Genomic DNA, 21205 nt, shown 5'->3' with positions numbered 1-21205 from the left:
TAACATTTTTTAGATGCTATCTTATTCGAAGATAGCATCTAAAAAAATTAAGGTAAGAGGGTGAAAATAATACAAACGAATATTTTCGGGGTATGTTTATGTACTTTAGCGAAATAACTATTCCATATTTTTCTTATAATTAGGCCGCAACACCCCCTTAAAATCCACCTCAGCAATCAACACACTTACTAATATAAGTGTCGCGCCTAAGTATCCTTTCCCAGTAAGTGTTTCACCTGTGAAAACGAAGGCAAAGCCTGCGGAAAAGACAGGTTCTAATGAGAAGATAAGTCCGGTATGTGTAGGCGTCGTGTATTGCTGGGCGATAACTTGCACGATGAATGCGACTGCGGTGCAAAATATGCTTAAGGCTAAGATAATTAGCCATGAGTTGGTTGTGCTAGGCAACTTTGGTGTTTCGATAATGAATGAAAAAATAAGACTAAATAGGCCGACGAAACCGAGTTGTATAACCCCAAGTGCAATGGAGTTCACATGTTTCGTTACGCTTCCAGTAATGATGACGTGAATGGCATAAAATAAGGCTGACAGTATGCAAAATATGTCACCGTTACCGATCTTGAATTCGTTAGTTAATGTTAATAAGCCGATTCCTATTATCGTTAAAATGATTCCTACTATAACTTTCTTTTCCGGAATGTGTTTTAAAAATATTGCCGATAATATCGGAATGAAAATGACTGTGAGACATAGTAAGAAACCTGCATTAGAAACACTCGTATACTTTGTGCCGAAAGTCGCAAAAATGTAAACGATAAATAAGACAGAAGCGAGTATAAATGCATATTTTACAGTTTTAAAATCAATTTTGAATAAATGTTTGTAAAATATTAAACCTGATAAAAGAAAGGCGATAATAAATCGTAATGCGATTAAATTGTATTCTTCTATGCCTTCTAGTCCAACCTTTGTAAGTAAGATGGATGCCCCCCAAAAGAATGTAACTAGTAGTAGCATTAAATCCGCTTTTAATTGAGGTCTCATTTCTATTCCCTCGTTATGTATAAAATTTATAATCCCATACCCCTATCCCCATTTTTTTATTTTAATATTAATTCTGAATATTTGTAACTTAAATTTATCGACGTTTTATTCCATCAAAAAAGGCTGTTTATAAAACAGCCTTTTTTGATGGTGAAGTTATTCCTCTTCAAACTGAAAAATATCCCGGTTAATAAGTTGGTGGAGATACTTATCCATTTCAGCAGCAGAAACGCTTCTTTCATTTTTAAACCACCATGTGCTTAATGAGGTGATTGCCCCAGAATAAAATTCAATGATTAAATCATTTGGCATCGTATGGTTTTTGCAAAGTTGATTTAACGCTTCTATTTCTTGTTTTCTCGTTTCGTGACTTAAATACTGTGTACGGCTAATAAATTGTTCATCAGACATCTGCGTCTCTAATATTTTACCGATTTCTTCATGATGTAGAAATTGTTCCATTACTTGAAATGGTTTGCTTAATCGATCTGAAACCGGTATTTCAGCAATTATCTTGCTGTATCGTTTAAATCCAAATGCTAATAAAGCATCTTTATCTTCAAAATGTTTATAAAAGGTTGTTCGGTGTACCATCGCACGATCGCATATTTGGTTAATGGTGATGGCACTATATTTTTGTTTTGGTTGCGTCTGCGTCATTAATTCAAATAAGGAATCCCATAGTAATTTATGTGTACGTCTAATACGTAAATCAAGTTGTTTTTCATTATCGTTCATCTACACTTCTCCTTTTTTGTAGATTAAATATACAGTGGATGAAAATTGATTCTCCCTTTTTAATCTACATATGTATATTATATTACATGTGTTCTGGTGTATTTAAAGTTTTTTAAGTAAGAAATAGGAGGAGAATTTGTAAATGAATATGACAACTAAGAGCCCTACAAGTGGCAAAGTTGATACTTCTAATATGAAACATACCCCGATTTTAATTGCATTACTTTTAGGGGCAATGGTTGCATTATTAAACGAAACGTTACTTGGTAATGCGTTAACTGTATTAATGAAAGAATTTGGCGTAACAGCTTCAACGATTCAATGGCTTTCTACAGCTTACATGTTAGTGGTTGGGGTTTTAGTCCCAATTACAGCGTTACTTCAGCAATGGCTCACAACGAGACAAATGTTTTTGATCGCTATGGTAACGTTTTTAGTCGGTACATTAATTGCGGGATTCGCACCGACATTTTCCATTTTATTAGTCGGCCGTATCGTCCAAGCTGTAGCGACGGGATTAATTACACCGTTATTAATGAATACGATTTTAATCATTTGTCCACCTGAAAAACGTGGTGCCACAATGGGATTAATCGCACTTGTGATGATGGCAGCTCCAGCAATTGGGCCTACATTATCTGGAGTAATCGTAGACTCACTCAATTGGCGCTGGTTATTCTATATTGTTATTCCGATCGTGATCATTTCCATTATGATTGGAATGAAGTACATTCAAAATGTTTCAGAGTTAACAAGGCCAAAAGTAGATTATCCATCTATCCTTTTATCAACATTAGGATTTGGCGGGTTTGTGTATAGCTTTAGTGCATCAGGTGATTTAGGATGGTCTGATGCGACAGTGTATGGCACTTTAATTGTTGGGCTTATCTCATTATGTATTTTTGTCGTTCGACAATTGAAACTTGAGAATCCAATTTTAGAATTACGAGCATTTAAAGTTCCGATGTTTACAATATCAGTTGGATTAATCGTCATTGTGATGATGTCGCTATTTTCAACGATGACTTTATTACCGATGTTCCTGCAAACAGTTTTACTCGTTACAGCTTTTAAATCAGGAATCATCATGCTTCCGGGAAGTATTATTAGCGCCATAATGGGACCAATCGCAGGTAAACTATTTGATAAATTTAGCCCGAAAGTTGTTATCGTTCCCGGCATTGTGTTAGTAGGGATTGCGATGTTCTTATTTAAAGGCATTACGCCTGATACATCAATGGTACAAATTATTGTCATGCATAGCGTATTAATGGTTGGACTCATGTTTGTTATGACAGCACAAACATACGGTTTAAATCAATTAACCCCAGATTTATATCCGCACGGAACAGCACTGTTTAATACGTTGCAACAAGTAGCTGGCGCAATTGGTACGGCTATCTTTATTTCGAAAATGTCTTCAGGAACAGCTAACTATATGGAAAGCTCCGCAAATCCAATGGACCCAGTAGAGAAGTTAAATGGTTTAACATCTGGATTCCAAGGTGCATTTGCACTAGGGTTAGTCTTTATCATTGTTGCATGTATCGTATCGCTGTTTTTAAGAGAAGAGAAAAAGGGAGTCAAGGCAGCGAGGGTTTTACAGAACGAGAATTAAGGTTCAAATAAAAAAGACATCTTTTCTAGGAAAGGTGTCTTTTTACATTTCTTTCGTAACATTTGTCTTGGATATTCTAATACAGAAGAGTGGTCGGTGTAATCTCAATGGAGGACACAATATAATCGTTAGTTTATTTGTATAAATGTTGTATGTTCAATGGCTATCCTTTTTGAGGATGAATAACTATTGGGAATAACGATGTAAAGCTTTGCTAATGACTAAAAGGCCGATAATAAGGGAAAGTATTCTCATTATAAATTCGGCAACTAATAAATTGCCCATAGCTGTCGATCCATCATACATTAATCCTATGATGATAATAGGTGCGATCATAATGATAATTCCAATTCCTATTTGAAGAAGTAAATTCACGTTTTTACTCAAGATAATCACCTCCCAAAAATATTACAAAACAAGAACATGGAAATTTCTGTATTATATATTTATTATACTGTATCGAATTAAGGTTATGGTAATGTTTCTAAAATAAAAAGGAGATGTCACATAGTCAAAAAATGACTCTTGGGACATCTCCTTTAAAGTAGTTGAAATTAAAGATACTTCAATGACAGTTCGATTTTCAGCGTCTGTTATCCAATGTTTGTTACTCCTACATTTCCTCTGTAACATCATACCGAAGCAACTGCCCCTGATCATAAAACCTCTCAAAAATAAGCCCCATAATATAGAAGAATACTAGCCCAAAGCAAATATGAATGAGTGTAAAAGTAGCTCCAAATGAAGAGAATTCATACACGAGAATTGGCAATTTCGCAGTTGTCCAAACGCCTAAGAAAAAGACGATGTACCGAATACTTGCGCCTTTTTGTAAGAGTAGTGCTGCAATTGGGAAGGCAACGTAGAGCGGACCAGCCGCAATGCCGCCTAATAAGAGAGAGAATAAGATTCCGTATACGCCAGAATTTTCGCCCATATATTTCATGAGCGTTTCTTTCTTCACCCATTGATCAAGCAATCCTACAAATAGTAGGACAGGAGGAAGGAGAAACAACATATCTAAAATGCTATTCCCTGTTAATTGTAATGCGCTCCATCCTAAAGAATGATTTATAAAGGTTAAGACAAAGAGCCCCAGTAATAAAATGAAAAAGAAGCGATATCTTTTTAATTCCTTCATACCATCACCACCCAAATGATATAGGAGAATAGCAGAGACATGAGTAATGCAGATGCATTACGTGCGTAAGCAAAGCTTCGTCCGAATATTTTTTGTTCCATCGGTAATGTTGTAATTCCTACTGACATGAGTGTAGACATAAGTGCCGCAACTTGAGGAAGGCCTGCACCGTGTTGTACTAACGTATTACCAAGTGGGAATACGACGAAGCTTGGAATAAGTGCAACGGATCCGAGTATTGCTGAATAAATAATACCTAACAATCCAGATTGCTCCCCAATAATAGAAGAGATGAAAGACGGTGTTAATATAGAAAGCGATAAGCCAACGAAAAGCATGATGGAGAGCATCGCAGGTAGAAGATTGCGAAACATTTTCCACGACTTCATTAGAGCTTTTTTCGTCTTCGTGCGGTCCTTCATAAAAGAAATCCACGTAAGAATAATGGCTAAAGTGTAAAGAATCACGCCGTTAATCATGGTCGGAATCCTTTAAGTCCTTATATTTGTCTATGAAAAAGGATAAGTTCTTCATTTTTTCTTCAATGTCCATTTGAAAGTCTGCCAATTGTTCCTTTCCAGCAGGCGTAATTTTGTACATCTTTCTCGGTTTGTCTTGATGATCTGTACTTACGTAAGATTCGATTGCACCTTCGTTTTCTAACTTTTTTAGCGTGCGATATAAAATGGCGCTATCGATTGGATTGACGGGAAGTTCTTCTTCGCACTTTTGTAGTAATTGCCCGCCATAGTTATCTCCTTCAGCTAGAAATAACAAAAGAAATGCACCTGTATGTCTTCCTGTATGTTTCATGGATATACCTCCTAGAATGAATTAGGATTTATACTGTTAATGACAGTATACTGTTGTTAACAGTATATGGTGCATGAAGTACTATGTCAATTTTAAAATGTGCGAATACGAAGGGGCTGTACATCTAAAAACATAAAAAAAAGACACTCTCAAGAGTGCCTTCCTTTAGCAGCCGAATCCGCCGCCCCAACAGCTAGCTCCAACGATGATTAATAAAATAAAGAGTACAACTAGTAAAGCGAATCCGCCGCCGAAACCGCAGCCTCCACCACAACTACCTCCATAGCCCATATTAACTCCTCCTTCCATAAAGACCATTAATTAATGGATTTAATTTACTTTATGTTTTTACGGATAAACTTGAGCAGGTCCTTTTGAAAAATAAAAGGAGCTTAGATTTTAAAAGAGTTGACGACCTTATTTTTGTCACGGGTATTATGCTGATGACATATTCTATTTTATTCTGTGTATTGGGGGAAGGAGGATCTTTATGGCCAATTCTGAAATGATTTTACGATTACTTACGGATTTAAAGATTGAACAGCAAGCTTTAAAAGAGCAGTTGGAAAAAATACAAACTGCTGTGACTACTCTTGAAGAAAAATCAGCGATTGTGGAAGAGAAACCAACGACTATTGAAGAAAAACCAGCTGTTGCTGCTGCAAAGCAAAGAGCTCATTCTGGACACCCAACATCTTTTCGTGCTTGGAGAGCAGCTGCTCAAAGGAATTCATAAAAATATAAGAAAAGAAGACATCTAGTAAGATGTCTTCTTTTACTTGTACAATCCAAATGATTTAAGAAGGTATATCCATATTGCTTTAAAAATAAGAAGAAAATAACGATTGTCGACTCCTGTTTTAGTATAGCATGTAATAGTAAATATTTTTATGTAATATTGCATATATATATAGATTATAGGATGTTAATCTTATATATTTTAGTTGTCTGTTATTTCTCGTTTATTTTTAATAGATGTCTATTCATAAAAAACTCTACATGTAAAAAGTGAAAAAAGTTGTTTGAAAATGCAATTCATTCTACTCAACAATCGGGCCATATCCTTGAATAATGGGTTAAACTAGCAGTTGACCTCGTAGTTTATGGTCTGTTATATTTATACAAATACTAAAAGGATAGGTGAAGAAGTTCGGCATAGCAGAAGTTTGATTTTCGTGAACTTTGTTATGACTGGAAAAGAGTAAATAAATCAATTTGAAGCAAACTGAAATACGCATTTTTATGTGTTTATTCGGTATGCCCATTTGATTTTTTTACTCTACGGACTTGTTCTCTTTTTTAACCGCAGAGTAAAGCTCTGCGGTTTTTTTTGTGTTTAAAAATTTTTAGGAGGAAGTTTTTATGAATAATTTATTAAATCAATTGCAGGTACCTTCACGATTTGAACAAACTGATAATGTTTTTTGGCAAGATCCTTATATTGCTAAAAAATTATTAGAGGTTCATTTAAGCTCTGATACTGAAGGAGCTAGTAGGAGTTTTCAGTTTATTGATAAATCTATTGAATTTATCCAACAAATAGCTCCCAAAAAATATTGTCAAAAAGTACTAGACTTAGGTTGTGGCCCAGGTCTGTATAGTGAGCGATTAGCTAGAAAAGGTTATACAGTAACAGGGATAGACTTCTCTGAAAACTCAATTCGTTATGCTAAAGAACAAGCAAAAAAGTTAGATTATGATATTGAATATCGTTATGAAAATTATTTGGAATTAAATGATTCAAATATGTATGACTTGGCCCTATTGATATATTGTGATTATGGTGCTCTTGCGCCTGAAAATCGTAGTAAATTACTTTTCAACATTTGGAACAGTCTGAAGGATGGTGGAAAGTTGTTATTGGATGTTTTCTCTCAAAATAAATTTGATCAGTTCAAGGAAGAACAATATTGGAGTATGAATGAAAATGGTGGTTTCTGGTCAAAGGATTGCTATTTAGCTTTCGGTAGAAATCTCAAATATCCTGATAGAGTAACATTAGAACAAACAACAGTGGTAACCGATGATAAAATAGAAACTTACAACATTTGGTATCAATTCTTCACAAAAGAATTATTCATCAAAGAGGTAACTGCTGTAGGGTTTACTGTAAAAGAAATTTACGATGATGTTTCTGGTGAAACTGGCAACGGAGGAAGTCAAACTATAGCCTTATTGTTAGAAAAATAAGGTTAAATCGAACAAAGAGAAAGAAATATATGTTATAAATTTTTTCAAAAAGCAATATTTTTTCTTTTCAACAAACGGCAGCTATTGTTGGATAAAACTTAGATTTTTAAATGGCTTTATTATTATATTTTTTAGTGTAGTAAATATTTTACTTTAAAAATTAAACAAGCATAACCTCGTCCTAAATTTAGAACGGGGTTATGCTTGTTTGAGCCTTTAAAATTTAATAACTTTATTATCATTTTACAACATGTAGTATGTAAGGAGATTATCTCAAGGACTATTCATAAATTGTAGGTGGGGATAGAGGTGTTTGAGAACGTTTCTAACGATGCGATTCATTTTTGTTTTAAACGGAGCCCCATAAATGATAAACCATACCGAAAACAAAAAAAGCTAGTCCTACAAACAGAACGATTAAAGCAAGCATCCCGTTTTTATTATGTTCCATACAGTCAGCTCCTTTTTAAGTTATATACAAAAAGCCTTTAGTCATAATTATGGCTAAAGGCTTTGGTCTTCATACTTTGTAGTTTATAAAAAAGTTGCACTTCTGTATTAATTTGGAATATGATTGTTTAAAGAGTAGGTGATGAGTACATGCAGGAAAGAAAACAATTCCCGCTTATATCTGGAAATCTCTCATTAGATTTAGTGAATACAGAGTTAGTTAGGCGTGGACAACGTTATGATTTATTAATAACAGATGAAGATGTATTAGAATGGCTACATGTAATAAAGGTTAATCTTCCTTTTTGGGACGAAAAACCACTTATAGGAATTCAAGAGCGAATGAATCAAGTTACATCTAGCATACTAGAGCTAAGAGAATTACTGAGAAAACAGTTTGAGGCAATTGCCGATCAGCACGAAATTTCTGATGATTTTATTACGTATTTAGAAAAACAAATTGAGAAGGCACCATTTACATATAAAGTTATTGAACAGAGTTTAGTACCTATTCCAGTTGGAAAAATTGAGGATGTACTTGTATCGTTAATTGCATTTGATGCTTTAACGTTAATAGCATCAAATGAGCTTATTTCTCTTAAAAGGTGTTCAAACCCTGACTGTGTTTTATTATTTATAGATAAAAGTGGAAAGCGAAAATGGTGTTCTATGAAAATATGTGGGAACCGAAAAAAGGTAGCAAAATTTCAGGTTCGAAAGTCTGAAGAAGTTTAGGGAATCAACTTATAACAGTTGATTCTTTTTTTCTGTATTTTTAAACTAACCTCTAAAATTAATATTGACTGGTTAGTTTGTTCGGAATATAATTATTGGTAAATAAAGGAGGAGAATGATGAGTAATATAACAGCAGCTAAGCAGAAAGAGGATCAACCAATAAGTGTACGATATTTTGCAAAAATGAAAGGGAAAGGAAGAAGTCCATTACAAGTAAATATAAAGGACTCTTTAACGGGATTATTGGGGGGATTTTTAACGATTCTCACCTTAACATATTTAACGAGTATAACTTCTACAGAATTACTAATGGCTCCATTTGGAGCGAGTTGTGTATTAGCGTTTGGAGTTTGGAATGCACCGCTATCTCAGCCGCGTAATATTATTGGAGGACATTTGATTTCAACTTTCATTGGTCTATCAATATATTATTTGTTTGGGAATGAATATTGGACAATTGCTTTAGCAGTTGGTATGTCGATTGCTGTTATGATGTTAACAAGAACAACGCATCCTCCGGCAGGGGCTGATCCCATTGTCGTTATTTTAGGAGCATACAGTTGGAGTTATTTAGTAACACCGGTTTTAGTTGGTTCCCTTGTTATTGTAGTTATTGCTTTATTTATTAATAATATGAGTAGTAAAAGGAGCTATCCAACTTTTTGGATATAATTTATAAGGTGAAAAACAATTTGAGTAAGTATCCCGTTTTTACTATGTTTTCATTTCACATACATTTTAGTTTACAAAGAAAAGACACCCGTATAAGAGTGTCTTTTCCAATAGTTTTTTAGCAGAAGCAAGAAGCTCCAACAATGATCAATAAAATAAATAATACAACTAGTAAAGCAAATCCTCCAGAAAAACCGCAGCTTCCGCCGCAACTACCACCAAATCCCATAATAGTTCCTCCTTTAATAAGAGGGGAAAACAAAGGGTCACTCGTGTTTTTTAACGGATTCTATTTACTTTATGTTTTGACGCATAAACGTGAGCAGGTCCTTTTGAAAATAAAAAAAGACACCTTAAGATGCCTTTATGTAATTAATATTCGTTAGCATAAAATTCTTTTATTAGTTTTATTTCATTTGTATCTGGGTTAAATTTAAATATTTTAATTTGATTAGATTCGTCTTTATAGGCAAATGTATTATCGCCAACTGGGGTCATATTGCTGGTGTTTACGATAGGGTCGCTACCGTGGTCAGTGATTTCCACAGTTTTCTCACGATCCCAAAACGCAATGACAATGATCAAGATGATAAGGCATATACGTATGTTACGTAGTTCTCTCGATACAGTATTCTCCATTCGATATTCTCCTTTGTTGTTGAGTAGATTTTGTTTATAAAAGAGATAATTCTTATGAAAAAAAATAAAAAAGACACTGTAAAGTGTCTTTTTTATTTGAGTTATGCGCATTGCTTAATAAGACGCTAGTTCCTCAGTTTGAATATGAGTAACTATGTAGGGTAGTTTCATTATAACATTTTAACCATTACTGGGTCTATATGGAATTTTATTAATGATTATGTTTGATTATTCAGGATGATAAACATGGTGAAATATGTAAGTTATCTACGGTAATTGTAAAATATAATGATGTATATAACTAGTCTTGTAATGAATGTAAGCAATAGCTGATTAACGGATAGTGTTTTTCTTTGTAAAAAAATATTCAATAATTTATCATTGCAACCGCTTACTCTTTGTGTATAATAAAGGTAAGTTAATAAGTAAAAGGATTGTTACTGTTCGGCAGGCAAAACCTAAATTGATCTAGAGGCTACGGGTGTAGTGTGGCTTTTGGAATCAGTTTAGGTTTTTTTATTACCTTTTGTGACTTTAAGAAGAAGAAGGCGGAACAATATGAGAATCCATAAAATCTTAAATAACAATGTTGTTTGTACGATGAAGGATACTGAGACAGAAGTTGTACTGATGGGCAGAGGTTTGGGATTTCAGAAAAAAATAGGCGATATGATTGATGAATCTAAGATAGAAAAGACCTTTGTGCTAGAAACAAAAGAATTATCAGAGAAACTTGCTAGGTTGCTAACTGAAATTCCTGTAGAAAATTTAGAGATTACCGAGAGAATTATTCAGTTTGCTAAGACAGTTTTGCCGGGGACTTTAAGTGATTATATTTATCTTACATTAACGGATCACTTAAGTTTCGCCTTAACTCGGCATAAAGAAGGAATGGATCTCAAAAATACTTTGCTTTGGGAGATTAAGAGGTTTTATCAGAAAGAGTTTGAAATTGGTCTACAAGCTTTGAACATAATTGAAGAAGAGACTGGGTTTAGACTTTCTGAAGATGAAGCAGGGTCAATTGCACTACATTTCGTTAATGCGCAGCAAGGAGAGCTGGCGATGCAACAAACGGTAGCGATGACGAAAATCGTCCAAGATATTTTAAATGTTGTAAAGTACCACTATAAGATGAACTTAGATGAGAATTCATTTAATTATAGTCGTTTTGTAACGCATTTACGGTATTTTGCGCAGCGTTTAATGCAGAAGGAATTGAACTCGGCCGATGATGATTTTTTATACGAGCAAGTGAAAAGTAAGTATGAAGAGGCATATTGTTGTACAGAAAAAATTGAAGCATACTTACGAAAAGTACATAATAGTCATCTTTCAAAAGATGAAAAAGTGTATGTAACGTTGCACATTCATCGTGTAACGAAACGTAATGAATTATGTAATTGAATAAACGGGATTGTTACTGTATGGCAGGCAAAACCTAAATTGACTTGTAATGGAGTGATTCGTATGTATCGCGCCGTTATGGTTAGTTTAGGTTTTTTCTTTTATAAAAATAATAAATGGGATGATTGTAGGGAGGGAAAGTTACTATGAAGTATGAAAAATTAGCAAAAGACATACTGAAGAATGTTGGCGGGAGAGAAAATATACATAGCGTTGTACATTGTATAACTCGCTTACGATTTCAGTTAAAAGATGAGGGGAAAGCAAATACAGAAGTACTGAAAAGTATGGAAGATGTTGTGACTGTTATGAAAAGCGGCGGGCAATATCAAGTTGTAATTGGTAACCATGTATCTGACGTATACAAAGCGGTTATTGCTGCTGGAGGGTTTCAAGAAGCTGAGGAAGAAACTACGAGTGAGAAGAAAAAGAGTAGTCTTATAGATATTCTTTCTAGCATTTTCACTCCTGTTTTAGGGGTGTTAGCTGCAACAGGGATGATTAAAGGATTTAATGCATTATTTGTAGCGTTAGGCTGGTTAAGTATACAGTCAGGAACGTATCAAATATTAAATGCAGTTGGCGATTCGTTATTTTATTTCTTCCCGATCTTTTTAGGATATACAGCAAGTAAGAAATTCGGGGGATCACCATTCATCGGTATGGCAATTGGGGGAGCGTTAGTCTATCCGGCTTTATCCGGTTTAAAAGCAAGTGAGCCATTATATACGCTATTTGCAGGAACGATGTTTGAATCACCAATTCATATTACGTTTTTAGGGATACCAGTTATTTTAATGAACTATGCATCATCTGTTATTCCAATTATTCTCGCTGCTTATTTTGGAGCGAAAGTAGAACATTCTTTAAAGAAAGTTATTCCAGATGTTGTGAAAACATTTTTATTACCATTCTTCACATTATTAATCGTTGTACCAGTTACATTTCTCGTTATTGGTCCAATTGCGACGTGGGCAGGGCAGTTTTTAGGACAGACGACGCTTTGGGTTTATCATGCAAGCCCATTAGTAGCGGGTGCTTTACTCGGTGCTTTCTGGCAAGTACTTGTCATATTTGGCCTTCATTGGGGCGTTGTTCCGATTGGCTATAACAATTTAGCAGTAAACGGTGTTGATCCGATATTAGCACTTATATTTGCTGCTTCATTTGCTCAAATTGGTGCTGTGCTTGGCGTTTGGATGAAAACGAAAGATAAGAAATTAAAAACACTTAGCATTCCAGCTTTTATTTCAGGTATTTTCGGCGTTACAGAACCAGCGATTTATGGTATTACACTTCCTCTTAAAAAGCCGTTTATTATGAGCTGTATTGCTGGAGGAATTGGCGGCGCAATACTTGGCGTATTTGGTACACAAAGTTATATGACAGGCGGACTTGGTATATTTACGCTTCCTACATTTATTAGTCCGAAAGATGGGATTACAGCTGGATTTTGGGGAGCAATTGTTTCAATGGTTGTTTCTTTAATAGTAGGTTTTATTTTGACTTACTTATTTGGTTTTACGAAAAAGCAAACATCTACAGAAACAGCTGAAACAATTGATAAAATTGCTGCATCAAACGATGATGAAATAATCTTTAGTCCTTTCCATGGCGCCGTTATGCCGCTTCAAAACATTGACGATGCTGCATTTGCATCAGGAGCGTTAGGTGAAGGAGTTGCGATTGAGCCTTCAGAAGGAAAGTTGTTTTCACCAGTTTCAGGTACGATTTCTGCGCTGTTCCCGACGAATCATGCGGTAGGAATTACGGCGGATTCAGGTGCTGAAATTTTAATCCATATTGGGATGGATACTGTGAAATTAAATGGCGAATTTTTCTCTTCTCGTATTGAACAAGGAGTGAGAGTAGAAAAAGGGCAATTACTTATTGAGTTTAATATAGCTGAAATTCAAAAGGCGGGTTACATTGTGACAACACCAGTTGTTGTTACAAATTATGATAAATATAGCATCAAAAAAACGGAAATAGAAAAGATTCAAGCAGGAGATTCCTTACTAAAGTTAGGAGTTAAATAGTAGTTACATTTCATACAGGTTCAAACGAAGAAAGGTATTCTTTAAAACTTACAATAGCTTTCATCGTTCATTCTTATATAAAGGAGTTTTTCTATATGTCTAAAGTTAATTTTCCAAAAGGATTTTTATGGGGTGGAGCAACTGCAGCCAATCAAGTTGAAGGCGCATATGTAGAAGACGGAAAAGGATTAACGACGGTTGATCTATTACCAACTGGTGAAAATCGTTGGGATATTATGAAAGGAAATATTCATTCCTTTACACCAGTAGAAGGAGAGTTTTACCCGTCACATGAAGCGATTGATTTTTACCATCGTTATAAAGAAGATATTGCGTTGTTTGCAGAAATGGGATTTAAAGCGTTACGTGTATCGATTGCGTGGACGCGTATTTTCCCAAGTGGTGAAGATGAAAAGCCAAATGAAGCAGGATTACAGTTTTATGATAATTTGTTTGATGAACTGTTAAAGCACGGTATTGAACCAGTTGTTACGATGGCTCACTTCGATGTACCTGTTCATTTAGTAGAAAAGTATGGAAGCTGGAGAAGTAGAAAGCTTGTAAACTTCTTCGAGACGTACGCAAAAACGATTTTTAGTAGATATAAAGATAAAGTGAAATATTGGATGACGTTTAATGAAATTAATATGCTTTTACATTTACCTTTCATGGGAGCAGGTCTAGCATTTAAAGAAGGTGATAATAAAAAACAAATTCAATATCAAGCGGCGCATCACCAACTTGTTGCAAGTGCGTTAGCTGTAAAAGCGTGTCATGAAATCATTCCAGATGCAAAAATCGGTTGTATGCTTGCTGCGGGTGCGACGTATCCGTACACATGTAATCCAGATGATGTACTTCGTGCAATGGAACAAGACCGTGAATCATTTTTCTTTATTGATGTACAAGCAAGAGGCGCATATCCGGGATACGCAAAACGCTTCTTTAAAGATAATAATGTAACAATTGAAATGAAAAAAGAAGACGAGGAAATTTTAAAAGAGCATACAGTTGATTATATTGGCTTTAGCTACTATGCAAGCCGAGCAACAAGTACAGATCCAGAAGTGTTAAAAAGCATAACGAGCGGGAATGTATTCGGTTCTGTTGAAAATCCATACCTTGAAAAATCAGAGTGGGGATGGACGATTGATCCGAAAGGCTTCCGTATTACAGCGAACCAACTGTACGATCGTTACCAAAAACCGTTATTTGTCGTTGAAAACGGTCTCGGTGCAATCGATCAATTAAATGGTGAAGACGAAGTGAATGATGAGTACCGTATTGATTACCTAGAGAAGCATATGATTGAAATGTCCGAAGCGATCCAAGATGGAGTAGATATTATCGGATATACAAGCTGGGGCCCAATTGACCTTGTAAGTGCTTCTACTGGAGAAATGAAAAAACGTTACGGATATATATACGTTGATAAAGATAATGAAGGAAAAGGTTCATTAAAAAGATCGAAGAAGAAAAGCTTCGATTGGTATAAGGAAGTAATTAAGACGAATGGTGAGAGTTTGGAGTCTTAAGTATGAAAAGGAGGCATCTTAATTGATGTCTTCTTTTTTTCATTGTGAATGATAAAGCGACATTTCCCTTTACACAAACATAAAGGTGTAATATAGTTTAGTTAAGTGAACTAAACTATTGGATAAGATGAAAGAGCAGCATAATTGGAGGAAGAACGCTATGACTAGATCATATAAAGAAGTAATTAATGAAATGAATCGAGCCTATACGGAACTCTACATTTTACTATTTCAAGATTTAAAGGATGAGTTCGGTCTTACTGGGCAGCAAGAGAGCATGCTATTTCATATTAATTTAAATGAAAACACGACAGCAAATAACATTGCGACTACTTTTAATATAACGAAAAGTGCTGTGAGCCAAGTTTTATCGAAATTGGAAAAGCAACAGATGATTTCAAAGCAAGTTAATCCGAATAATAAAAGGGAGTATTTCCTTACACTCGGTCCAAACGGTAGTAAGTATATGGAGCAATTGTCGAAGTTAGATGATGTATTAATCGAGAAATATTTCTCGAAAATTGATATCGAAGCTTTGCAGCAAATGACTGATACGTTAACGAAAATAAATAAAGTGATATTGGAAGAAAAACAGAAGAATCTTGATTGTAATGAGTAAGAAGCAAGATGAAGCAATTAGTAGAAAGGAGGAGAAGCGTGTTATGAGTTACATACCAAATATGATTACGATAGCAAATTTTGTGTGTGGGCTTTTGGCTATTCACGCTGTTTTCGTTCACGATATGTATGGTGCAGTTATGTTCATTATTACAGGTATGGTATTTGATCTGTTTGATGGTATGGTTGCTCGGAAATTAGATTCTGTTTCGGAAATGGGCGGAGAACTAGACTCATTTGCGGATTTAGTGACTTTCGGTGTGGCACCGTCTATTCTTGCATATAGTGCCTCGTTAAAAGATTTGCAGTTTATTGGGATGATATGTGCACTCGCGTATAGTATTTGCGGAATGCTGCGGCTTGCTAGATTTAATACACAACAAAGCAAACTCCCAACATTCATCGGAATGCCCATTCCATTTGCGGCAATGTGTCTTCTTATTTTATGCCTCCTAAATAACCCAGTTTCCGTGGCATTTGGCACATGCGTACTCGCTTATTTAATGGTGAGCAAAATCAAATTCCCCCATTTTAAAAAGGATATATCGGAAAGCTTGAAGTCCGAAAGATGGGATTAATAGGAAAGATAAGGAGCATAACATGATTCGTATGGCATTAAGGTCATTCAACATACAAATATATTGTTTGCTAGGCGTGATGTTATTGGGATGGCTGATGACACCTTTTCGAGCCCAGTTTGTAGGGATAAGCATTGGCCTTTTAGTAAGTATGTACTGCGCCTGGATTTTAGGAAGGCGTATTGAAAAGTTCGGAAATAGCATCGTAAAAAAAGAAAAAGCACCGATGCTCGGCATGATGAATCGATTTGCAGCGGCCATACTCGGCGCGATTATTATGTATGAAATTGAACACCGTGAGTACATGTGGACATTTGCTGCGGGAATTATGGGTGGGTATTTCTTGGTTATTATTAATTTGGGGTATTACAGTATGAGGGATGCGAAGGAATAAAGTGCTGTGTAAATAACTAATTGGGATGTAAAAACCTTCCTTTATCAATTTAGCCAAGAAGACTCCTTCCTCAAGGAGCGTGAAGGACGTAGCCCAGCGAGTAGGTGGGAGATGAATTGGCTTCGAACAAGAGATGGCAGGAAGTCATCTTAATTGTTCGACATATGTAAAGTGTTACCGGACAATTTGTCATAATCACTTCACTATTAATCAAATGTATGTTTGGTTTATAATAGACATATATCGAAATGGAGGTGAAACGAAGGATGATCAATAAAGCGTATAAATTTCGTATCTATCCAAATAAAGCACAAGCGATCCTGATCAATAAAACGATTGGTTGTTCTCGTTTTGTATTCAATCACTTCCTATCTCTATGGGATAATGCATACAAAGAAACAGGAAAAGGTTTGACATATGGTACATGCTCTGCCAAACTTCCTGCCATGAAGAAAGAGTTTGTTTGGCTAAAAGAAGTGGATAGTATTGCTATTCAATCGTCTGTTCGCAACCTTGCGGATGCTTATACACGCTTTTTTAAAAAACAAAACAGTGCCCCGCGTTTCAAATCTAAAAAGAACAACGTACAATCTTATACCACAAAACAAACAAATGAAAACATTGCTGTTGTGGGAAACAAAATGAAATTGCCGAAACTAGGTCTTGTTCGATTTGCCAAAAGTCGTGAAGTAAAGGGACGTATTTTAAATGCTACGGTTAGACGGAACCCTTCTGGCAGATACTTTGTGTCATTGTTAGTTGAAACAGAAGTGCAAGAACTTCCGAAAACAGATTCTTATATTGGAATGGATGTAGGATTAAAAGATTTCGCCATTTTGTCAGATGAAACAATCTATAAAAATCCTAAATTTTTTCGCTCATTGGAAGAGAAGTTGGCAAAAGCACAGCGTGTTCTTTCTAGAAGAATGAAAGGATCTTCTCGCTGGAATAAACAACGAGTAAGGGTAGCTAGAATTCATGAATACATAGCTAATGCTAGAAAAGATTACTTGGACAAAATCTCAACTGAAATCATCAAAAACCACGATGTTATCGGTATAGAAGATTTGCAAGTATCGAATATGTTAAAAAATCATAAGTTAGCAAAAGCGATTAGTGAAGTATCTTGGTCACAATTTAGAACGTTGCTAGAATACAAGGCAAAATGGTATGGAAAACAAGTCATTCCGGTATCCAAAACATTTGCTTCAAGCCAATTATGTTCTTGTTGTGGGTATCAAAATAAAGACGTTAAGAATCTAAATCTTCGTGAATGGGATTGTCCTGAGTGCAATAGTCATCACGACAGAGATATTAACGCAAGTATCAATCTTAAAAATGAAGCTTTAAGGCTTCTAACCGTAGGAACTACGGGGATAGCCTAATGAATTAGAAGCCGCTAGGCTTCTGTACTTAGGAATCTCCCACTTCAAACAGTCCGTAAGGATGTTAAGTGGTGAGTAGTTCAAAGAGAGCTTTTTATTACAAAGAAAAGACACCCATATAAGAGTGTCTTTTCCGATAGTTTTTTAGCAGAAGCAAGAAGCTCCAACAATGATCAATAAAATAAACAATACAACTAGTAAAGCAAAGCCGCCGCCACAACCACTACTACAACTACCACCAAATCCCATAATAGTTCCTCCTTTAATAAGAGGGGAAAACAAGGGGTCACTCATGTATTTTAATGGATTCAACTTACTTTATATTTTTTACACAATAATTGAGCAGGTCCTTTTGGAAATAAAGAAAAGACACCCTAAGGTGCCTTCCTCCGACTTGAACCATCTTAATTTTAATAATATTGGACTCCCGTCCGAATATTATTTTACCATGTTAAGTTGTTTTTGGAAATATTCCATATGGATAATTGCAATACACGTTTTAGTTTTGGAATTATGTATCTGTCTAAACGTTGAAATTAAAAAAGGGCCGATATACTTGAGGGTTTTTATCCCGCTTTAATGGGCAGTAAGACCCCCACCTCAAAATTTAGCGAAAGCAAAGAATTTAGGTGGGGGGTCGGGCTGCCCATAAAAGTCCGATTGGTGAGGGCTGATAATCAGTGGGGGATGAAGAAAACCCCCACTGATTAAAGTTTCACTTTATGAGTGATTACAATCATACCATTAAAAAGAACCCCATAAATGATAAACCATTCCACTAACAAAAAACACTAATCCTAAAAACAAAACAAGTAAAGCAAGTACTCCATTTTGATTATGTTCCATAAAATTAGCTCCTTTTAGAATTATTTTTATATACAAAAAAGCCTTTAGTCGTAATTATGGCTAAAGGCTTTGAGCATTATACTTTTTAGTTAATAAAATCGTATAAGAAGAATTCATAATGTTTTTTATCGAATTTGGAACTGACAATGTACTAGCTTGATAATGAAGCCTGGCTATTAGAATTGAAAAATTTTAGTTTTATTATAATTAATAGAAATGAGAGTAGTGTGAATATAAATCCGCTCCAAATAAGCTGGTGAATGCCTAAGTTTGAAATGAACCAGCCTCCAATAGTGGTTCCTAAAGTAATTCCGAGATTTGAGAACGAAACGAATAGACTATTACCAAATTCAGGTGCTTCTTTAGCTTCACTTATTAACCATGTTTGACCAACAATTAATCCACCAGCATGTACGATTCCCCAAATGAATACTATAAAAATCATGGGAACAAGGTAGGAACCTAAATAATAAACCAATATATAAACAATAGAATATAGAATAGGGAATGATATTACAGTGTTTATTATGCTTTTTTGCAGGAGACCACCAAATAAATGATTACCTAAAATCATAACTATACCAAATATGAATAGCATGATACTGATGAGAGATCCATTCATGGAAGTTACTTTTGCAAGGTACTCAGCGAAGTAGCTGTATACGGAAAACATGGCTGCAAAAAGGAATGTGACGGTTAAAATATTTAACCATAATCCTGGTTTGCCGAGTATACGAATTTGTTTGCCGAAAGACATTTTTTCTTTAACAGGCATAGAAGGAAGTAGGAGTAGTATTCCAATGAATGCAACAGTGTTAACGAATGCTCCGAATAAGAAAGCCATTTCGAGTGAAAATTGGTCTGCAAGGTAAGAGGTTAGTGGTACACCTAAAGCAAAGCCAACAGTAATTCCCATGAAGACTTTTGTAACCGCTTGACCGCTCTTTTCTGGAGGGACAAGTTTAGCAGCTGTTACAAGAGCGATTGAAAAGAAGAGTGGATGAAGCGCTGCCGGTAAAATACGAAAAATAAGCATGATTTCAAATTGCGTTGTATAAGCGTAGATTAAATTTGAAATAACAAATATGAAAATTGCTGTTAATAAAATTATTTTGCGATTAATACTAGAGACGAGCAGAATTAAAAATGGACCAGAAATAGCAACAACTAGTGCAAATATACTTACTAAAAATCCAGCTTGTGTAGTTGAAATTCCGAATTTTTCAGTGATTTGTGGTAATACGCCGACAATACCCATCTCGGTAGTAATAATTCCGAACACACCTATTGCGAGTGTCAGAATAAGTAAAGGATTTACTTTTTTCATTTATTAAACTCTCCATTCGTATCAGTATTTTGAAAGTAAATTCATTAACAAAGAAGCATTATTATAAGCATGATTGGATGCCAATATTATCAGGAGTATGTAATTCTAAATACAATAACAGATATCTGAATAACTAGATATGATATGTTAAAAAAATTTCTCCTTTCGATGTTTCTTGCTTTTATAGGCAGTGCAATTTATAAAAAAAGTAATTGGATACCTGTAAAAAAGCAGAATGTGTGAAAGCTAATAATCAATTAGTATGCTGATTGATTATTAGCTTTCATTTTATAATTCGTTTTGGACGTATTCAGAAAACTCTCGTATTGTTTTTTCGTTTCGACGATAGTAGGTCCATTTTCCAATTCGGTCAGACTCTAGTAATCCTGCTTTTTTCATAGTTAATAAATAACTAGAAATAACCGATTGGGCTAAGCCAGTTTTAAGCTGGATATCTCCTACACATACTCCAACTTGAAAGTTAAGGTCTTGTTCTAGATAAGGTTTTTCATCGAAATGGTTTTCTGGATTTTTCAACCATGATAAAATTTGACATCGTGTTTCATTTGACAATGCTTTATAAATTAATAAAGGTTCCATAAGGATATTATATCTACTTTTATAGATTTGTAAATGGGTTTTAGTAATTTTAAGGGAAGAAGGCATAGTTGATCCCTTTGAATAGGAAGAAGATGCTCTTAATCTGTACCCTTTGTAAAGGACATTCTAAAAAAAGTTAGGCAACCTAAAAAAGATGATTTCTGTATGCAAGCAGGAGTCATCTTCTTTAAATTCTATTGATAGCAAGCGTGATTATAGTACGTCATATATTTCTTAATTTCATGTGTTAACTGAACAAACGATTCACATGATTTTATATATGCTTCATCGGTTAAAGTACTACGAGGATTACGGGCAAAAATGATAATATTGTTAGGTTTAAGCATGTTGTTGCCTAGCTATCAATGGCGGATTCCTAAGAAGAGTAATAATAAAACCTAACTGCAGATTTAAGAAAAATTTTATGTTTACCCCACTTTTTATTTTAAAAGTTTTTCCTATCCTATAAATGAG

At 34.9% G+C, this 21205-nt stretch carries 24 protein-coding genes and 1 pseudogene; 12 read left to right on the top strand and 13 right to left on the bottom strand.

What is annotated here, in order from left to right:
• Window positions 1-117: 117 nt before the first annotated feature.
• Together DM800_RS13650 and DM800_RS13645 are read right to left on the bottom strand one after the other, a co-directional pair.
• Window positions 118-1005: a DMT family transporter gene (locus DM800_RS13650; RefSeq protein ID WP_147787010.1), complete on the bottom strand. Its 888-nt coding sequence runs from the start codon at window positions 1003-1005 to the stop codon at window positions 118-120.
• A 156-nt stretch (window positions 1006-1161) separates the two neighbouring features.
• Window positions 1162-1743 (bottom strand): TetR/AcrR family transcriptional regulator, encoded by a 582-nt coding sequence (locus DM800_RS13645; protein ID WP_147787009.1) that lies wholly within the window; start codon window positions 1741-1743, stop codon window positions 1162-1164.
• A gap of 142 nt (window positions 1744-1885) precedes the next feature.
• Here DM800_RS13645 and DM800_RS13640 point away from each other — a divergent pair, with 142 nt between their 5' ends.
• On the top strand, window positions 1886-3361 hold the full coding sequence (locus DM800_RS13640; RefSeq protein ID WP_147787008.1) for an MDR family MFS transporter: 1476 nt from the start codon (window positions 1886-1888) through the stop codon (window positions 3359-3361).
• Between the two features lie 186 nt (window positions 3362-3547).
• On the opposite strand, the gene DM800_RS13635 is transcribed toward DM800_RS13640, so the two are convergent.
• The 5 genes from DM800_RS13635 to DM800_RS13615 form a co-directional block, all read right to left on the bottom strand.
• A complete protein-coding gene (locus tag DM800_RS13635) occupies window positions 3548-3748 on the bottom strand; it encodes a hypothetical protein (protein ID WP_060489065.1) in 201 nt (66 codons plus the stop codon).
• A 226-nt stretch (window positions 3749-3974) separates the two neighbouring features.
• Window positions 3975-4502, bottom strand: a complete 528-nt coding sequence (locus tag DM800_RS13630) for a permease (RefSeq protein ID WP_141542840.1) — start codon at window positions 4500-4502, stop codon at window positions 3975-3977.
• The gene (locus DM800_RS13625) at window positions 4499-4981 is read right to left on the bottom strand and encodes a hypothetical protein (RefSeq protein ID WP_147787007.1); all 483 of its coding nucleotides are present in this window, start codon (window positions 4979-4981) and stop codon (window positions 4499-4501) included. The genes DM800_RS13630 and DM800_RS13625 overlap by 4 nt, the downstream gene beginning before the upstream one ends.
• A complete protein-coding gene (locus tag DM800_RS13620; protein ID WP_000683186.1) occupies window positions 4974-5315 on the bottom strand; it encodes a PadR family transcriptional regulator in 342 nt (113 codons plus the stop codon). The genes DM800_RS13625 and DM800_RS13620 overlap by 8 nt, the downstream gene beginning before the upstream one ends.
• 165 nt (window positions 5316-5480) lie before the next feature.
• Window positions 5481-5606, bottom strand: a complete 126-nt coding sequence (locus DM800_RS13615; protein WP_000540377.1) for a YjcZ family sporulation protein — start codon at window positions 5604-5606, stop codon at window positions 5481-5483.
• A 199-nt stretch (window positions 5607-5805) separates the two neighbouring features.
• Here DM800_RS13615 and DM800_RS13610 point away from each other — a divergent pair, with 199 nt between their 5' ends.
• The 4 genes from DM800_RS13610 to DM800_RS13595 all read left to right on the top strand — a co-directional run bounded on the left by DM800_RS13610 (window position 5806) and on the right by DM800_RS13595 (window position 9363).
• On the top strand, window positions 5806-6051 hold the full coding sequence (locus tag DM800_RS13610; RefSeq protein WP_088062215.1) for a hypothetical protein: 246 nt from the start codon (window positions 5806-5808) through the stop codon (window positions 6049-6051).
• Between the two features lie 626 nt (window positions 6052-6677).
• On the top strand, window positions 6678-7505 hold the full coding sequence (locus DM800_RS13605) for a class I SAM-dependent methyltransferase (RefSeq protein WP_147787006.1): 828 nt from the start codon (window positions 6678-6680) through the stop codon (window positions 7503-7505).
• Between the two features lie 600 nt (window positions 7506-8105).
• Window positions 8106-8690 carry a CGNR zinc finger domain-containing protein gene (locus DM800_RS13600; protein WP_147787005.1) on the top strand — a complete coding sequence of 195 codons (585 nt, stop codon included), beginning with the start codon at window positions 8106-8108 and terminating at the stop codon, window positions 8688-8690.
• A gap of 118 nt (window positions 8691-8808) precedes the next feature.
• Window positions 8809-9363, top strand: a complete 555-nt coding sequence (locus DM800_RS13595; RefSeq protein WP_147787004.1) for an HPP family protein — start codon at window positions 8809-8811, stop codon at window positions 9361-9363.
• Between the two features lie 118 nt (window positions 9364-9481).
• Here DM800_RS13595 and DM800_RS13590 read toward each other — a convergent pair whose 3' ends face one another.
• Both DM800_RS13590 and DM800_RS13585 read right to left on the bottom strand, forming a co-directional pair.
• Window positions 9482-9592: a YjcZ family sporulation protein gene (locus DM800_RS13590; RefSeq protein ID WP_000505686.1), complete on the bottom strand. Its 111-nt coding sequence runs from the start codon at window positions 9590-9592 to the stop codon at window positions 9482-9484.
• A gap of 143 nt (window positions 9593-9735) precedes the next feature.
• A complete protein-coding gene (locus tag DM800_RS13585; protein WP_076535848.1) occupies window positions 9736-10002 on the bottom strand; it encodes a YmzC family protein in 267 nt (88 codons plus the stop codon).
• 558 nt (window positions 10003-10560) lie between these two features.
• On the opposite strand from DM800_RS13585, the gene licT reads away from it, so the two are divergent.
• From licT to tnpB, 7 genes are all read left to right on the top strand, one after another.
• On the top strand, window positions 10561-11409 hold the full coding sequence (gene licT, locus DM800_RS13580) for a BglG family transcription antiterminator LicT (RefSeq protein ID WP_147787003.1): 849 nt from the start codon (window positions 10561-10563) through the stop codon (window positions 11407-11409).
• Window positions 11410-11555: 146 nt separating this feature from the next.
• On the top strand, window positions 11556-13448 hold the full coding sequence (locus DM800_RS13575) for a beta-glucoside-specific PTS transporter subunit IIABC (RefSeq protein ID WP_147787002.1): 1893 nt from the start codon (window positions 11556-11558) through the stop codon (window positions 13446-13448).
• 95 nt (window positions 13449-13543) lie between these two features.
• Window positions 13544-14983 carry a 6-phospho-beta-glucosidase gene (locus DM800_RS13570; protein WP_147787001.1) on the top strand — a complete coding sequence of 480 codons (1440 nt, stop codon included), beginning with the start codon at window positions 13544-13546 and terminating at the stop codon, window positions 14981-14983.
• Between the two features lie 160 nt (window positions 14984-15143).
• A complete protein-coding gene (locus DM800_RS13565) occupies window positions 15144-15602 on the top strand; it encodes a MarR family winged helix-turn-helix transcriptional regulator (RefSeq protein ID WP_147787000.1) in 459 nt (152 codons plus the stop codon).
• The gene (gene pssA, locus DM800_RS13560; RefSeq protein ID WP_147786999.1) at window positions 15595-16179 is read left to right on the top strand and encodes a CDP-diacylglycerol--serine O-phosphatidyltransferase; all 585 of its coding nucleotides are present in this window, start codon (window positions 15595-15597) and stop codon (window positions 16177-16179) included. Before DM800_RS13565 ends, pssA begins: the two co-directional genes overlap by 8 nt.
• A gap of 22 nt (window positions 16180-16201) precedes the next feature.
• Window positions 16202-16573 carry an ATP synthase subunit I gene (locus DM800_RS13555; protein WP_088080493.1) on the top strand — a complete coding sequence of 124 codons (372 nt, stop codon included), beginning with the start codon at window positions 16202-16204 and terminating at the stop codon, window positions 16571-16573.
• 266 nt (window positions 16574-16839) lie between these two features.
• Window positions 16840-17958 carry an IS200/IS605 family element RNA-guided endonuclease TnpB gene (tnpB, locus tag DM800_RS13545; RefSeq protein WP_087979646.1) on the top strand — a complete coding sequence of 373 codons (1119 nt, stop codon included), beginning with the start codon at window positions 16840-16842 and terminating at the stop codon, window positions 17956-17958.
• A gap of 144 nt (window positions 17959-18102) precedes the next feature.
• On the opposite strand, the gene DM800_RS13540 is transcribed toward tnpB, so the two are convergent.
• The 4 genes and pseudogenes from DM800_RS13540 to DM800_RS29610 form a co-directional block, all read right to left on the bottom strand.
• Window positions 18103-18207, bottom strand: a complete 105-nt coding sequence (locus tag DM800_RS13540; RefSeq protein ID WP_000505689.1) for a YjcZ family sporulation protein — start codon at window positions 18205-18207, stop codon at window positions 18103-18105.
• A gap of 748 nt (window positions 18208-18955) precedes the next feature.
• On the bottom strand, window positions 18956-20131 hold the full coding sequence (locus DM800_RS13535) for an MFS transporter (RefSeq protein ID WP_048561593.1): 1176 nt from the start codon (window positions 20129-20131) through the stop codon (window positions 18956-18958).
• A gap of 288 nt (window positions 20132-20419) precedes the next feature.
• Window positions 20420-20731, bottom strand: coding sequence for an ArsR/SmtB family transcription factor (locus DM800_RS13530; RefSeq protein WP_000433539.1), 312 nt, complete (start codon window positions 20729-20731; stop codon window positions 20420-20422).
• A 194-nt stretch (window positions 20732-20925) separates the two neighbouring features.
• A pseudogene (locus tag DM800_RS29610) lies at window positions 20926-21027 on the bottom strand (TetR family transcriptional regulator); the annotation flags it as partial.
• Between the last annotated feature and the right edge of the window lie 178 nt (window positions 21028-21205).

Origin of the sequence: Bacillus sp. AY18-3 (assembly GCF_008042305.1) — a bacterium.
GTDB lineage: Bacteria > Bacillota > Bacilli > Bacillales > Bacillaceae_G > Bacillus_A > Bacillus_A wiedmannii.
Note: the sequence above shows the minus strand (reverse complement) of the source record. Positions and strands in the feature narration are given on the sequence as shown.